This window comes from Stenotrophomonas nematodicola (genome assembly GCF_009467805.1).
Taxonomy (GTDB): domain Bacteria; phylum Pseudomonadota; class Gammaproteobacteria; order Xanthomonadales; family Xanthomonadaceae; genus Stenotrophomonas; species Stenotrophomonas nematodicola.
The window spans coordinates 158,415-174,105 of record NZ_WIAY01000004.1 but is presented as its reverse complement, the minus strand read 5'-3'; the positions used below and the strand labels follow the sequence as shown (position 1 = coordinate 174,105).

11 protein-coding genes and 1 tRNA gene are annotated in these 15,691 nt (G+C 65.2%); 8 read left to right on the top strand and 4 right to left on the bottom strand.

What is annotated here, in order from left to right:
* Positions 1-75 precede the first annotated feature (75 nt).
* Together GDJ08_RS13665 and GDJ08_RS13660 are read left to right on the top strand one after the other, a co-directional pair.
* Complete coding sequence (locus GDJ08_RS13665; RefSeq protein ID WP_153165071.1) at positions 76-3,048, top strand: TonB-dependent receptor domain-containing protein; 2,973 nt, start codon at positions 76-78, stop codon at positions 3,046-3,048.
* Positions 3,049-3,100: 52 nt separating this feature from the next.
* On the top strand, positions 3,101-4,456 hold the full coding sequence (locus tag GDJ08_RS13660; RefSeq protein WP_017355728.1) for a Gfo/Idh/MocA family protein: 1,356 nt from the start codon (positions 3,101-3,103) through the stop codon (positions 4,454-4,456).
* A 10-nt stretch (positions 4,457-4,466) separates the two neighbouring features.
* Here GDJ08_RS13660 and GDJ08_RS13655 read toward each other — a convergent pair whose 3' ends face one another.
* Positions 4,467-4,910 carry a hypothetical protein gene (locus tag GDJ08_RS13655; protein WP_153165070.1) on the bottom strand — a complete coding sequence of 148 codons (444 nt, stop codon included), beginning with the start codon at positions 4,908-4,910 and terminating at the stop codon, positions 4,467-4,469.
* Positions 4,911-5,021: 111 nt separating this feature from the next.
* A complete protein-coding gene (locus GDJ08_RS13650; RefSeq protein ID WP_153165069.1) occupies positions 5,022-5,867 on the bottom strand; it encodes an SEL1-like repeat protein in 846 nt (281 codons plus the stop codon).
* A gap of 191 nt (positions 5,868-6,058) precedes the next feature.
* Here GDJ08_RS13650 and GDJ08_RS13645 point away from each other — a divergent pair, with 191 nt between their 5' ends.
* From GDJ08_RS13645 to GDJ08_RS13630, 4 genes are all read left to right on the top strand, one after another.
* Positions 6,059-6,742 carry a GAD-like domain-containing protein gene (locus GDJ08_RS13645; RefSeq protein ID WP_153165068.1) on the top strand — a complete coding sequence of 228 codons (684 nt, stop codon included), beginning with the start codon at positions 6,059-6,061 and terminating at the stop codon, positions 6,740-6,742.
* A 1,412-nt stretch (positions 6,743-8,154) separates the two neighbouring features.
* Positions 8,155-8,667 carry a PAAR domain-containing protein gene (locus tag GDJ08_RS13640; RefSeq protein WP_136004669.1) on the top strand — a complete coding sequence of 171 codons (513 nt, stop codon included), beginning with the start codon at positions 8,155-8,157 and terminating at the stop codon, positions 8,665-8,667.
* Positions 8,668-8,864: 197 nt separating this feature from the next.
* Positions 8,865-9,134, top strand: a complete 270-nt coding sequence (locus GDJ08_RS20230; RefSeq protein ID WP_165699810.1) for a hypothetical protein — start codon at positions 8,865-8,867, stop codon at positions 9,132-9,134.
* Between the two features lie 139 nt (positions 9,135-9,273).
* Entirely contained in the window at positions 9,274-9,957 is a 684-nt protein-coding gene (locus GDJ08_RS13630) for a GAD-like domain-containing protein (RefSeq protein ID WP_153165067.1), read from the top strand.
* Between the two features lie 178 nt (positions 9,958-10,135).
* On the opposite strand, the gene GDJ08_RS13625 is transcribed toward GDJ08_RS13630, so the two are convergent.
* Positions 10,136-10,212: transfer RNA gene (locus GDJ08_RS13625), tRNA-Arg, on the bottom strand.
* A 160-nt stretch (positions 10,213-10,372) separates the two neighbouring features.
* Here GDJ08_RS13625 and ubiA point away from each other — a divergent pair.
* Together ubiA and GDJ08_RS13615 are read left to right on the top strand one after the other, a co-directional pair.
* Positions 10,373-11,266 carry a 4-hydroxybenzoate octaprenyltransferase gene (gene ubiA / locus GDJ08_RS13620; protein WP_017355723.1) on the top strand — a complete coding sequence of 298 codons (894 nt, stop codon included), beginning with the start codon at positions 10,373-10,375 and terminating at the stop codon, positions 11,264-11,266.
* A gap of 120 nt (positions 11,267-11,386) precedes the next feature.
* Positions 11,387-12,778, top strand: a complete 1,392-nt coding sequence (locus GDJ08_RS13615) for a short-chain fatty acid transporter (RefSeq protein ID WP_153165146.1) — start codon at positions 11,387-11,389, stop codon at positions 12,776-12,778.
* An 18-nt stretch (positions 12,779-12,796) separates the two neighbouring features.
* Here the strand turns inward: GDJ08_RS13615 and GDJ08_RS13610 are convergent, their stop codons facing one another.
* The gene (locus GDJ08_RS13610; RefSeq protein WP_153165066.1) at positions 12,797-15,667 is read right to left on the bottom strand and encodes a type I restriction endonuclease; all 2,871 of its coding nucleotides are present in this window, start codon (positions 15,665-15,667) and stop codon (positions 12,797-12,799) included.
* Between the last annotated feature and the right edge of the window lie 24 nt (positions 15,668-15,691).

Genomic DNA, 15,691 nt, shown 5'->3' with positions numbered 1-15,691 from the left:
GGCACGGGGGACGTTTGCCTGACATCCACCCATCCACCGCCAGCCCCACGCTGCGGATCGAACAAGGAGACACAGATGTTGACCGAACGCCATCGCCATCGCTGCATCCCCGCCACGCCCTTGTCCATCGCACTGGGCCTGGCCCTGGCCGCCGCCGGCAGCGCCGCTGCGCAGGATGCCACGCCCGATCCCACGGCCACCGAGCTGTCGCGGATCGAAGTCACCGGCTCCAACATCCGCCGCAGCGATGTGGAAACCGCCTCGCCCGTGCAGGTGATCAGCAAACAGGACATCGAGAACATGGGCGCGCGCACCCTGTTGCAGGTGCTCGACAACCTGCCGGCCGCGCGGCCGGGCCAGCAGGATTCGCGCTCGCTGTTCACCGGCTCCGACGGTGCCTCGCAGGCCAACCTGCGTGGCCTGGGGGCACAGGGCACGCTGGTACTGCTGAACGGCCGACGCCTGTCGTACTACGGCGCACCGGCGGGTTTCCAGACCCAGTTCGTCAACATCGATGCGATCCCGGCGGCGGCGATCGAACGCATGGAAGTGCTCACCGACGGCGCCTCGGCCGTGTACGGTACCGACGCGGTGGCCGGCGTGATCAACGTGATCACCAAGCGCAACTATCAGGGGGCGGAAGTCAGCCTCACCACCGATACCTCTTCGCGCATCGATTCCTATGGCGAACACCAGGGCAGCATCACCGCCGGTTTCGGCGACCTGGACGAGGACCGCTACAACGTCTACGCCTCGGTCAACCTGTACCGGCGTGACGCGATTCCGCTGAGTGACTTCTACAACAAGCGGCCGCCGCAGTATTACGTCAACAACCCGAACTACATTCCCAACCTGCGACTGGGCACCGGCAGCAAGCCGGGCGAGTTCAATCCGGGCAGCTACTTCGCCTTCGACCCGGTCACCGGCCGACGCGTGCAGGAAGTCGCACCGGGCTGCAACAACGTGCTCACCACCGAAGCGGCCGGCCCGCGGTGCATCTGGGAAACCTGGATGAACAACGAGATCGACGCCGGCGCCAAGTCCGAACGCAACACCGCCTACGTCAACGCGCACTTCCTGATCGGCGACAGCACCGAAGCCTTCGCCGAAGCGACCTACACCGACATCGACCTGACCGCCAACGGCGGCACGCCGCGCGCCTATGGCACCACCACCGGCAACCCCACCAGCTGGTTCTCCCGCAACACCGGCACCACGGTCAACCAGTTCCTGTACCCGTACCTGGGGCCCAACAACGAGTACAACCATGCCAGCCCCGAGCTGAAGGCATTGATGGGCGGCGTGGTGGGCCTGCAGTACCTGCTGCAGGACGTGGGCGCCAACCACTTTGGCCAGCGCAATACCGACCAGAGCTACCGCGTGGTCACGGGCCTGCGCGGCACCGCCGGCGACTGGAACTGGGAAACCGCTTTCGCCACCGCCGGTTCCCATTCGGTGACCTACCAGACCACCAACGTCAACCTGGCCGGGTTCCAGAAGGCCTTCGGCCCTTACACCATCGATCCGGGTACCGGCCGGGTGATCATCTCCGACCATCCCGCCTACAAATTCGGTGAGATCAGCGACGCCAACGCCGCACTGATCCGCGAGGCCTTCCCCACCTTCGACATCGAGTCCTGGACCCGCCTGCACACGCTGGACGGCAAGATCGAAGGCCCGCTGTTCACCCTGCCGGCCGGTGAAGTGCGCGCGGCCTTCGGCTTCAACGCCACCCGCGAAACGTTCTACACGCCGGGCAACCCCGACGCGGCCAATGGCCTGATCACCCAGCAGGGCGGCTCGTGGTTCGACGGCAGGCGCAACACGTACGCGCTGTTCGCCGAAACCGTGGCGCCGCTGACCGACAAGCTGGAACTGGAAGCCGCGCTGCGCGTGGACAAGTACCCCGACTTCAGCGCCAACCTCGCCCCGAAGCTCGGCCTGACCTACCAGATGTTCGACCAGCTGATGCTGCGCGGCACCTATTCCGAAGGCTTCCGCGCGCCGAGCCTGGCCGAAGCGGGTACCGGCGGCGTGTTCGCGCAGATCGGCGGCTACCGCGACGAACTGCGCTGCAACGAAACCAACGCGATCGCCAACCTGCTGCGCCGGTCCGCGCGCCCCGGCGATGTGGACCTGGGCAATTCACTGCTCAACAGCGACTGCAGCCGCAACGTCGCCCGCATGACCCAGCCCAACCAGGACCTCAAACCGGAAAAGGCCAAGATCGCCACCGCCGGCGTCGTGTTCGAACCGACCCAGTGGCTGTCGGTGTCGGCCGACTACTGGTTCATCTACCGCCGCAACGAGATCGCCGCACCGGACTACAGCAAGGCTGAAGACATCCAGTCGATGACGCGCTCGCCAATCACCGAGGCCGACCTGGCCAACCAGGCGGCGCTGGCGGCCATGTGCGCCGACCCGGCCAGCGGCGTGGCATGCCCGGCCACCCTGCCGGGCTACAGTGCAGGCAACGTGCTCAGCGTGGTCGGCCAGTACAAGAACCGCGGCCGCACCCTGATCGACGGCTTCGACATCGACGCGCGCACCCGCTTCACGCTGGGTGACTGGGGCACCCTGAACGTCGGTGTTGCCGCCACCATCCAGCGTCGCAAGGAGACCTACACCGACGACGAGCTCGGCTGGTACTACGGCAACACCATCGGCTACTACGGCAACCCGCGCCTGCGCGCGACGTTGAACGCCGACTGGAACTACCAGGCCTTCACCACCAGCTTCTTCATCAACTATGTCGGCGGCACCAAGTGGGCGTGGGACCGTATCGATGCCGAGGACAACAATCCCGAGACCTGCACCGGTGGCTACCTGGCACTCAATCCGGCCCAGTGCGACGGCGTACCGTCGTGGTGGACCGCCAACCTGAGCGTGGCCTGGCGTCCCGACGCGCACTGGAACATCGGCTTCACGGTCAAGAACCTGTTCGATCGCATTCCGTTCTACGATCCGAACAGCTTCCTCGGCGACTCCAGCGATTACGCCACCATCTACGGCCGTGGCTACAGTCTCACCGTCGGCTACAAGTTCTGACGTTTCCACCGCGCCGGTGCCTGCCGGCGCGGTCTTTCGAGGAGGGTTTTTCATGCAACGTAGGGAATTCATTCTGGCCAGTGCCGCCGTGGCGGCCACCAGCCTGCTGCCGCAGACGCCGGCATGGGCGCGCGGTCGCAAGGTACGCCTGGGGGTGATCGGCACCGGCATGCGCGGTCAGGTCCTGTTGAAGGAACTGGTGCGCCGCGACGACGTGGAGGTGGTCGCGCTGTGCGACATCGAACCGATCATGCTCGGCCGTGCCGTGGAGATGGTGGCGAAGGCAGGCAAGCCTGCGCCGAAAACCTACGGCCAGAACGGCGACGTGAACGCCTGGAAGCGTCTGCTGGAACAGCGTGGCCTGGACGGTGTGATCATCGCGACCCCGTGGGAGTACCACGCGCCGATGGCCATCGCCGCGATGCAGGCCAAGGTCGCGGTCGGCTGCGAAGTGGTCGCCGGCATCACCCTGCAGGACCACTGGGACGTGCTCAAGACCCAGCTCGACACCGGCACGCCGTACATGCTGCTGGAGAACGTGTGTTACCGCCGCGATGTGATGGCGGTGCTGCAGATGGTACGCGCCGGCCTGTTCGGCGAACTGGTGCACCTGCAGGGTGGCTACCAGCACGACCTGCGCGGGGTGAAGTTCAACTCCGGCGATCCGTCCCAGCCTTACGACAGCGGTGTGGAGTTCGGCGCCAAGGGCTGGTCCGAGGCGCGCTGGCGTACCGAGCATTCCGTGCAGCGCAACGGTGAGCTCTACCCCAGCCACGGCATTGGCCCGTGCGCGATGTACACCGGCATCAACCGTGGCAACCGCTTCACCCACATCAACGCGTTCGCCAGCAAGGCACGCGGGCTGCACGAATACACCGTGGCCAAGAGTGGCGGCACCACCCATCCCAGCACCAAGGTGGCGTTCAAGCTGGGCGACATCGTCACCACCACGCTGGCCTGCGAGAACGGCGAGACCATCCTGCTGCAGCACGACACCTCACTGCCGCGTCCCTACTCGATGGGCTTCCGCGTGCAGGGCACCAAGGGCCTGTGGATGGACGTCAACCAGTCCATCCACATCGAAGGCCGCAGCCCGCCACACAAGTGGGAGCCGATCCAGGCCTACCAGGACCAGTACGAACACCCGCTGTGGAAGCAGCACGCCGCTACTGCCGCCAGCGCCGGCCACGGCGGCATGGACTGGTTTGTGATCCACGCCTTCGTCGAGGCGCTCAAAGCCAAGGCGCCGATGCCGATCGACATCTACGATGCCATCACGTGGAGCGCGATCACCCCGCTGTCCGAGCAGTCCATCGCCAACAGCTTCCAGACACTGGAGTTCCCGGACTTCACCGCCGGCCTGTGGAAGCAGCGCAAGCCGATCTTCGCCTTCGACGGCACCTACTGAGCCCGCGCCGTCACCGCGACGGCCACCACCAGAACCACAGCGCTGCCGCGCCGGTGCCCATTGCATGGTCGCCCCGGCCGGCGGCGATGTCGTTCACGCCCTGCCTGAGCAGGGCCAGGGCACCGGCGTTCAGACGCAGATGAGCCCGGTCGCCCTCGTGCTGCCACCCCCAGCCGTCCACAGTGGCGTCGTGTCCGATCTGGACCGAGACGGGTGCTTCCCACGCGGCACGGCGGTTGTTGGGGACGGCGAGCAGCGGCGGGGACGGCGGCGTCACCCGCACCGTGCGCGCCGCGCCGGTGCCATCGGCCAGCAACGCATCGATCAGCCCCTGCAACGACGCGCAGCCGGCCGCATCACAACTGAGGTGCCAGCCGGGGAAGTTGCGCTGATGACCGGTGTAGCGCCACAACGCGGTCGTGCCGTGCTGCTGCCAGGCGTGTGAGGTTCTCATTGGCGCATTCTGCCCCAGCGACCGGCCCACCGTGTCCGCGCGGACGCTCCCACTGGAGCGGGGTTGGAAACGAGCGTCCGTTGCTTTGTTCGGGCTGATTCGGAAAAACGCCTACCTGCAGCATGATCCATATATCACCGCTCCTTTCCTTAGGGCGAGTGAAAGCTGCTGTGAACTCATCTCCTTTTCAAGGCCTTTGATCTGCTGGACCGGTACCAACGATGGATCGGACAGTCGCACGGCCTCGAAATAGGCCCTGCTTGCAACAAGGTCCTCGTTCACCAGAACGCCGGCCTGATAAGCATTGCCAAGTTGCAACAGCGCGTCCGCACTCCCTTGCGAAGCCAGGCCTTCCAGGTAGCCTGTGGCCTTTCGCTTGTACTCCAGCGTGGCGTCTGGGTCGCGAAGCATCGCCGCTTCTCCGCCCAAGGCGGATGCAGGATCCATCGAATAAAAGAGCTGCGCTCCGATATTTCCCTGCTCAGCGGCCAGGCTCAGCCATTCTGTAGATGTGATTCCGTCGGCGGCCGAAAGCGCTTCGCATTGCTCAGCCGCGTCGTTGTCGCGAATCGGCAAGCCCTTTGCAGCGCGCATGTTGAGGGTGTTGCATTCGAACAACTTGAGGAAGATTGCGTAGGATGCCGCGCCGTCACCGGCCAGGGCCTGAGTTTTCAGCTGGGCAAGTACTTCGTTCACCGGCCCATTGGGGGCGGATCCGAAATCCCGGACTGCAAAGGCGCGCCCCGACAGGGGTTGAATCGTCACGTTCCTGTTGGCAGGCGAGGCGCGGGCGGAAGCGTTGCGGACTGCGGAGTCGCTCTCCGGCTCTGCGGCCAGCAACGTCTGCGCCGGCGCATCGGTGTGTTGCGGACGTTCCTGTTTGCATCCAGAGGCAAGCCACAACGTCGCCGCCAAAGGAAAAATCAGTATCCCTAATCTGTTCACGATCTGATTCAATTCAAAGAGCGCGCTTCCTGTCTCTCATGCACGTGGGACCCTGTCAATCAGCCTCCTGGATCTGCGTCACTCTGCAGGTGGTGAAAGAAGGGCCAGACGACGCGGATCCAAGACCTTGATGAGGCAGCAAGCAAGGTGCCGGTGAGTGAGCGGCGAACAGCGAAAATGAACGGCGGACTGGAGCGGTGCAAATGATCAAGATGGTCGATGAAGATTTCGAGTACTTCTACTTGGACAAGGACTTTGGACCGGCGGTTGACGCTCGGCCAGTGTCGAATTCCAAGCTGGACCATTACAGAGGAAAGTTGCCGGAGAAGCTGCTTGAGTATTGGCAGGCGTACGGCTTCGCCGGCTATGGCAATGGCTTGCTCTGGCTGACGGATCCTGACGATTATTCCGAGGTGCTCAACGCCTGGCTCTACGAAACCGAGTTCTACGGCAAGGACCACTTTTACGTGATTGGTCGAAGCGCCTTTGGAAAGCTCGAGGTATGGGGAGCGAAAACAGGCCCATGCATCACCATAAACTGTGCCTGGGGAATGATCTATCCCGCCGACCAATCCCGATGGATGAATCAAGGCAAAGGGGACTTCCTGATTTCAACATGGCTGTCCGGGATGCAGGCCCACAGCCTGGATCAGACTGACGAGAAGGATGCACCTCTCTTTGATCGAGCAGAGAAGCTGCTGGGCCCGCTGGCCCACGACGAAATGTATGGCTTCGTCCCCGCACTTGCGATGGGCGGGCCGTGCCGCCTCGAACATTTGAAGAAGGTCAAGGCCGTCGAACATCTGATGTTCCTGGCCCAGCTTGGAGAGCCTCAGATCATGCTGGACATCGTGAAGGAAACGAAGGACCGTGGGCTTTGGAAGTAACGGCTCTCTCGTTACTGTTGCCCGGCGTGGTGGAGGCTGCCCATCGGCTGCCAAGCAGCCGCCGTTGAGCGGCGGCGGTTAGCTACATCAGGATTGGACGCAAACAGACACAAAAAAAGCCGAAATCCTTGATGTGAAAGGAAAGTTCGGCCTTCATGGGATGGTGTAGACGTTCAGATGGTGCGCCCGGAGGAAGTTACATAGTCCTCGAAATCCATTGGCATTAAAGGGACTGAAGGTCAGCGGCTACCCGTATTACCGCCATAGTTGCCACCACGGTACAGGCGCTAGGTAGGTTGAGTCAGCATCAGCGCGGCCTTGGTGACGTGGAGAACTGCTCGACCAAGACGGCGAGGAAGCGGCACAGGACGCTGAGTCCCCATACAAGCGTGACGCCTACCGTCGCAAGCAGCAGGAGCGCGATGAGCGCGAATATCAGGTGTTCCATAGGGGGCAATCTACCAGCGCCTGACGGCATACGGGGCATGCGCCCGCGTCTGCGGCTGGCGACGAGCATGGCAACCGTCCTGGGGCGATTCAGCCGGGCGAAATGGCATCAAGAACATTGCGCCGTACCCCAGTTGCCTGCGAAGGATCTGCACCCGGCGCGCGCACTCGCTTCCCCGCCACGCCTGCGTTCTTCATGGAGTCTTCTGTGCACCATCTGCAAACACCGCAGTGCCGACGCAGCAACGCTATCGATGACACTGCAGGGGCATTCACCTACTTGGGAATCCCTGTGCCCAAGGCGTCACCGAGGATGCCAACCAAGTGCCAGGCGGACAGCTGAAAGCGGTGATCGGGAAGGAGCCGACGTCCCCCCACGATTCTGCGTCCATCGAAAATACTCTCGGCCGCCCATCCCCTGACCTTCGATGAATTCAGGCATGCTTTGGGTCAGCAGGGATGCAGCGGTGAAGGCCTGTTGGGCGGCGGCATCGAAGAACCCCACCAAGTAACCGCGTACCTTGGGGCTCGCCAAGTGCCCGGGGAAATCTTCAATACTCCGGCAAATGATCAACTCCAGAAGGAGCAGTTGTGCGGTCGCCTCGGCAACGTGGGATGGCCCTAGGCTTCTTGAGCCCGAATGTACTCTTGCGCTTGAACCATCCAAACATGAGGTGCCTACTACAACGGCGACCAGCCCAGCATGGGCGAGCATATGCCTTGTATCACATCGCAGGAGCCCTGATTTCACGCAGCTCCGCTTCTGGCTGCTGCCAAACGGCGTGGTGCCGCGATTACTCCATTTTTGCTGTTTGAGTGCCTTCGTGAATCCCGTGCTGTTTGGTAGGAAAATTCCGAATGGTCTATATCCTTGACCAGGATCACGCGCATCTTGTGTTGGTCGTCAGCAAATACCCCGAAACCATTGCTAGCCTGTCCTGTATGACCAAGGCTAAGGATATGGCGTGGCACGGATTGCAATTGTCGTAGGCGATAGCACCAGTAGCGGCGGCACGGTCCTCACCGGCGCGCCCTTCACCGATATCAATGGGATGGCGGTCGCCCGCGTCGGTGACAAGGCTTCCTGCCCCAAGCACAAGGGGGCTTTCCCGATTATCACGGGCGACCCGACCTTCATTGTCGATGGCAATCCCCTGGCCCGGCACGGCGACTATCTCGCCTGCGGCTGCCAGGTGCTGGCGGTCAAGCAAAGCACCGTATCGGTGGAATCCGGCGTCGGTGGAATCCGGCGGCAGTGGTGCGCCCCGTGGTGCAGCAGCCGCTGCGGTCAGCGCGACACCACCGGCAGGGTTTATGCCCCAAGGCACTACCCCGCAGGAATCTGTTGCCGCGCCCCCGCTCAAGCAGGACATCAGCCTGCACTATCATTATGGCGACCTCGACCGCACTCCCGTGCGGGGCGTCGGCTTCCAGGTGATGCTGCCGGACGACAGCGTGGTGACCGGTCGCCTGGATGATGAGGGCCGCGCACGCATTCCGGAGGTGACAGTCGGCCCGGCGCAGATGGTGCAGGTGTTGTTTCAGCCCGATGTGAGCGATGACGATGATGCGCCCATCCTGGCTGCCCGCGAACGACTCAAGGTTGCGTTGGATGCCATCGTGGCCCAGACCCGCACCGACATGGCCTCGGAGTGGCGGCAAAGGGACGACGCCGGTGCGGCCAAACGCTGGGGGGCTGCAGCGTGGCAGCCAGGCGCTGGGCACGGGCCAGGGCGCGTGGGACTACGTGGTCGGAACAGTAGAGACGGCGATGGATCTGGCCGTGCTTATGTACAAGACCGACCGCGAGATCAAGGAATGGACGCAGCTGCTGCTCACCGGCGATCGCAATGGACTGGACCGCAAGATCGCCGCGATGCGGGCTGCCGGTGGCAAGGTGATGGCGGTGGCCAGAAGATTGCCGACTTTGGCGACGGCCGGGTGAATTCGACCATCGGGTGGCAGTGGAAGAATGCCAAGAATGGGAAGAAGTCCCGAATAGGTGAGTTGGATGAGGCCGCGGCTAACGTCCCTGTGGGCGAAAGAAGCAAGACGAAGATGAACGGCGGATTGGAGCGTTGCAAATGATCAAGATGGTCGATGAGAACTTTCAGTATTTCTATCAAGAGAAGGGCTTTGGCCCTGCCATTGATTCGCGACCTGTTCCGCGTGCAAAAATTGAGTATTACCAAGGAAGATTGCCCAACAAGCTTCTGGAGTACTGGGATGCCTACGGATTCGGGGGATACGGCAACGGCCTGATCTGGATGACCGATCCGGATGAATATGCTGACGTTCTCAGCGCTTGGCTTTACCCGACCCGGCTCCACGCGACGGACAAGTTCTATGTGATTGGCCGCACTGCATTCGGCGAACTGATCGTTTGGGGCGCAAAGACCGGACCAAGCCTGACAATTCATTCGGTGCGGGGAATGATCTTTCCTTCTGATAAATCCCGCTGGATGAGTGAGGGCAAGGGCGACCTCTTGCTGGGCAACTGGATAGGGGGCATGCAGCGATCTCTCCTTGAGCAGAACGATGAAGGCGATAAGCCACTGTTTGATCGCGCACTAAAGGAGTTGGGTCCGCTGGGGCACGACGAAATGTATAGTTTCGTCCCCGCTCTTGGGATGGGCGGGCCGTGCCGCCTCGATCATTTGAAGAAGGTCAAGGCCGTCGAACACCTGATGTTCCTGGCCCAGCTTGGAGAGCCTCAGATCATGCTGGACATCGTGAAGGAAACGAAGGACCGTGGGCTTTGGAAGTAACGGCTCTCTCGTTACTGTTGCCCGGCGTGGTGGAGGCTGCCCATCGGCTGCCAAGCAGCCGCCGTTGAGCGGCGGCGGTTAGCTACATCAGGATTGGACGCAAGCAGACACAAAAAAAGCCGAAATCCGTGATGTGAAAGGAAAGTTCGGCCTTCATGGGATGGTGTAGACGTTCAGATGGTGCGCCCGGAGGGATTCGAACCCCCGACCAATGGCTTCGGAAGCCACTACTCTATCCGGCTGAGCTACGAGCGCGTTGTCTGCTGCTTCCCGCCGGGCAGCCCGTTGCGGGCGACCGGACCGTCGAGACGGCGCGGGAGTCGCATTCTAGCGGTAAACGCGGCGCAGGTCTCCCCCCTCTGCGATTGTGCCGTCCGGCAGCGCTCCGGGCGGGCCCAGGCGGTATCCTTTACCGATGGCTTACGAACGTTTTGAAACGCCCGGGCAGGCGGCACCGCCGCGCTGGCGGCACTACTGGAAACTGATGCGCGCCGATCGCCCGATCGGCACCCTGCTGCTGCTGTGGCCCACCTGGTGGGCGCTGTGGCTGGCCGCTGGTGGCCTGCCGCCGCTGTGGACCCTGTTCGTGTTCACTGCCGGCGTCTGGCTGACGCGTTCGGCCGGCTGCGTCATCAACGACTACGCCGACCGGTGGCTGGACCCGCACGTCAAACGCACCAAGGACCGTCCCCTGGCCAGTGGCGCCGTGTCCGGGCGCGCGGCGCTGGTGCTGTTCGCCGTACTGATGCTGGTGGCCTTCGCGCTGGTGCTGACCCTGAACGCGCTGACCATCGGGCTGAGTTTCATCGGCGTCTTTCTGGCCGCCAGCTACCCCTATCTGAAGCGTTACACCCACCTGCCGCAGGTCTATCTGGGCATGGCCTTCGGTTGGGGCATTCCGATGGCCTTCGCCGCCGTGCAGGGCGAAATTCCGGTGATCGGCTGGCTGCTGTATGGCGCCAACATCCTGTGGTCCACCGCGTACGACACCTGGTATGCGATGGTCGACCGCGACGACGACCTGAAGATGGGGTCGCATTCCACCGCGATCCTGTTCGGCGATCTCGATCTGGTCATCCAGGGCATCCTGTACGCGCTGTTCCTGGGCGCGATGGCGCTGGTCGGCGTACGTGCCGGGCTGGGGGTGGCCTACTGGGCAGGCGTGGCAGTGGCGGCCGGGCTGATCGCGTACGAATTCTGGATCGCCCGCAAGCGCGAGCGGGAGCCTTGCTTCAAGGCCTTCCTGCACAACAACTGGGTCGGCGCGGCCCTGTTTGCCGGTATCGCTGCGGCGTTGGCGCTGGGCTGAAGCCCCACCGGCCTAAGACCAATAGGCGACTGACAGCATCGCCGGCAGCGCCCAGAATCGGTGCCATTGAGACCTGGGAGGGTAACGATGGGTACCTCGACGACAGTGCAGGATGGGTGGATGGCGCGCGCGGCGCTGCGGTCGGCCGCATGGGCCGAGAAGTGGTTCCCCGATGCCTATGTGTTCGCCGTGCTCGGCGTGGTCATCGTGGCCGCCGCCGCGATCGGTTTCGGCGCCACCCCGCAGGCCACCGCCCGCGCTTTCGGCGACGGCTTCTGGAGCCTCATCCCGTTCACCATGCAGATGGCCTTCGTGGTGATCGGCGGCTATGCGCTGGCGACCGCGCCGGTGGTGGCGCGCTTCATCGACCTGCTGGCCCGGGTGCCGCGCACCGGTCGGGGGGCGGTGGTGTATGTCGGCTTGATCAGCATGCTGGCCTCGCTGCTCAGCTGGGGCTTCTCGCTGGTGTTTGGCGGTCTGCTGGTGCGCGCGCTGGCGCGCCGCGACGACCTGACGATGGACTACCGCGCCGCCGGTGCCTCGGCCTACCTCGGACTCGGCGCGGTGTGGGCGATGGGGCTGAGCTCGTCGGCCGCGCAGCTGCAGGCCAACCCGGCCTCGATGCCGCCGGGGCTGGTGGAGATCACCGGCGTGCTGCCGTTCACCGACACCATCTTCCTGTGGCAGTCGATCGTGCTGACCGCCGCGCTGATCCTGGTCTCCCTGCTGATCGCGTGGCTGACCGCCCCCGGTACGGCGACGGCCCGCACCGCAAAGGAATTCGAGGGCGCCGCCCAGGCCGAGGCGGTGCCGATGCAACCGCGCACGCGTCCGGGCGAATGGCTGGAGTACAGCCCGCTGCTGACGGTGCTGCTGTCGCTGCTCGCCTTCGGCTGGCTGTTCGGCGAATTCGCCAGCAAGCCGCTGGTCACCGCGATCGCCAACCTCAATACCTACAACTTCCTGTTCATTTCGCTGGGCCTGCTGCTGCACTGGCGGCCGCGCAGCTTCCTCAATGCAGTGGCCAAGGCGGTTCCGAGCACCACTGGCGTGCTCATCCAGTTTCCCCTCTACGGCGGCATCGCGATGATCCTCACCCATGCCACCGGGCATGGCGATGAAACCCTGGCGCATCGGCTTTCCAGCCTGTTCGTGCACGTGGCCACCACCGATACGTTCGCGCTGGTAATGGGCGTGTACTCGGCGGTGCTGGGCTTCTTCGTCCCCTCCGGCGGCGGCAAGTGGATCATCGAGGCGCCGTACGTGATGCAGGCCGCCAATGAGCTGAAGGCGCATCTGGGCTGGGCGGTGCAGGTCTACAACGCGGCCGAGGCGCTGCCGAACCTGATCAATCCGTTCTGGATGTTGCCGCTGCTGGGCGTGCTGGGCCTGAAGGCACGCGACATCGTCGGCTTCACCTTCATCCAGCTGCTGGTGCACATCCCGCTGGTACTGGGCCTGCTGTGGTTGCTGGGCATGACCCTGACCTACGTGCCGCCGGTCATGCCGTGAGCCAGGCCGGCAGGCCGGTCATGGCGCCGCGTCGGCCGGCAGGGTGAGGGCCACCTCGATCAGGCCTGCCAGCACGGCGTCCGCCCCGACCGGGCCGACCAGATAGGTCACGCGCGCATGCAGGCACCGGTGCAGCGCCACCCGGAACAGGTGCGGCAGGCGCGGCAACTCACGGCGGACCTTCTGCACCACGGCGTCCAGTTCTTCGGCCAGCGCCAGCAGCGGGGCGGCTTCCGGATCGGCGATGGACTCTTCCAGGGCCAGCCTCAGCACGCCATAGCAGGCACGGACCCCGCGCGCGGGTGACAGCGCTGCGGGCAGATCGGGGCGCTCGTTCTGCGCCCAGGCCGCGGCGACGGCCAACAGCTCACCATAGGCCGAAGGACCCGACAGCGCCGTCGCCAACGCCGCATCCCACTGACGGCGCGCGAAGGGATCGCCGGCCAGTGCGACGTCGCCCTCGCGGAGCAGCCGCTGATACAGGGTGGCCACGGCGTCGCGCTCCGCCTCGGGCGGCGTGGCCGCCTGCTCCAGCTCGCGCAGGGTGGCGTAGTCCATCAAGGGCTCGCGGATTTCCGGTACGTGGTGGCGCGCCCAATGCCGGATGCGGATGTCCGCTGGTGTGTAGCCGGCATCGTCGGCAGCCGCGGCGTTGACGGCGTCGCGCAGCACCGAGCAGAAGTGCAGGTCGCGTGCGTAGGGCTGCGCACCGGTATCGTCGACGCCATCGGCATCGCCACGCGGACGAGGGGCAGACGTGCTCTGCGCGGCCTGCAGCGATTCGCCGAACCGGGTCACGCGTTCGTGGAACAGACGCCGTGACCGCGCGATGGCCGGGACGGGTGGCGCACCGGCAGGTGACGGCGCCAGACGGCGGCGCGCGGCATGGAAGTCTCGGCCGTTGTCGCCTGCCACTGGCGCGCACATGCGGGCGTGCAGCCGGGGCAGGCCGGCGCTGGCGGTGTCGGTGGACTGCAGGGGCCATACCCCCAGGGACGTGGCTGCCGCGACCAGCGGTTCGGCGTCCTTCGGCACGCCTTGATAGTCGATCACCACCGCGTGGTGCTTGTCCGCATGCGGCGCATTGATGGTGGAGATCGCAGCGGCGAGCGCCTGCGCCGACAGCATCGCATCCACATACAGCAGCGCCTGTCTGGCCCGCGCCGGCACGGTGGGCATGTGCGCGGCCACCAGCTCCACCCCGGCCTCTCCCACGGAACGGGGGTGGGTGTCGGGCACGATGCCGCGCACGTGCACGGCGCGCCGCAGCGCGGCCTGGTACGCCGACCGCTGTTCATCGCGCACGATCACGCGCGCCAGCAGATCGCGCTCGGCCCAGCGGGTCTGTTCGGCATGGTGCCGGGCAATGTCGTTGGCAATGCCAACGACGCGTGCGGTGCCTGCCGCAGCGCTGTCGCCCGCTGTTTCCGGCCACGCATCGGCGCGCGACGCATGGAACACCGGCACGGTTACCCCGTCATCCACTGCGTCGGCAGCGCTGTAGACGTACAGCAGCTGGTCCGAGGTGTCGCCGCCCACGGATGCCGCCACGGGCAGAGACGCCAGTGTCACCCAGGCCGAACGCGGCAGTGCGGCGCGCAACCGCGCGCGCGCTGCCGCTGTTGCCGACCAGAAACCGGAGTCCATCCACAGCACGATCGCGTGGCCGCCATCGTCGGCGGGCAGTTCGCGCTGCACCCGCAGCACCTGATGCAGGCTGGCACTGACCGGACCGGATTCATCGCCCAGCAGGAACCGCGCCAGGGTGGCCGAGCCCACCCGAGGTGGCACCGGCCAGGCGGCGCTTCGGTGCCGGTCGATGCGCACCGCAGGGCCGGTGGCCACATGCAGTACCCGGCACCCACGCAACTGTGGGTCCTGCCGCAGTGCGTCCAGCAGCCAGTGCGCGGTCAAGCGCAGGCCGCTGCCGCTGGACAGACAGACCTGGCCACCGTTGCGGCGCCCGCCCGCATCGTGGGTGCGCAGCTGTGAGAGGACCGCCTGCACGGCGCCGAACTGGCCGGCGTGGGCGATATGCCGCTGCCCGTCAGGCCCGATGTGCGTGAAGCACCGCAACAGCGCCAGCAGCCGGGCTGGGGCCATCAGCCCGCGCAGCAGCCCCGCATGGGCGCCTCGCAGCACCGGATCACCGATGCCGTGCAGGCCATCGCGCGCGAGCGCCGCCTGCACGCTCGGGCGCACCACCAACCGCCCGGTACGCAATGGCCGCGCGGGGCGTTCCTGCCAGCGCCGCCAACCGGTCGCCGGCGTTCCCGCGGCGGCATAACGGCCGCCACGCCGATCCAGTGCAAGCAGCACCTGCGCGACGTCGTACAGCGCCCGGGTGGTGGCCCCCCGCTGGACGCCCAGGTGGCGTGCGATGGCGTCGTCATCGCGCGCCCATCGCCCCACGGCATCGCGCCCACTGCAGGCCATCAGCGCCACCGGCACGCCATTGATGTAGGCCACCAGGTCCAGCGACCGGGAGGCACCTGACGGTGACGAGCCGAGCGGCACGTTGGCACGGACATCGAAGCAGTTGGCGGTGACATCCTCCCAGTTCACGAGCGGCACGGCGACGTTGATGCGCTCACCATCTGCAAGCGTGTCCTCCACGGTGAGGCCGTGCAGGAGCCTCGGCATGTCGCCCGTGGCGGCGACCAGCACCGCCGCCACGACCTGCTCGATGGCGGCCTCCGACAACGGCCGGTCACCCGCGCCGTGGATGAAGCGGAACACCTGCAGGTAGCGGCGCAGCCGGTGCGTCAGCACGCTGCCGTCCTGCCGATGCCGGCGATCGTGCGGCAGATAGCGCCAGCCAAGGTGCAGCATCCAGCCCAATGCGGAGCGCTGCACCAGCGTGTCGAGGGAGTGGGAAGAAGGCGGCATTGACGCAGTGTGGACGACGCTGCG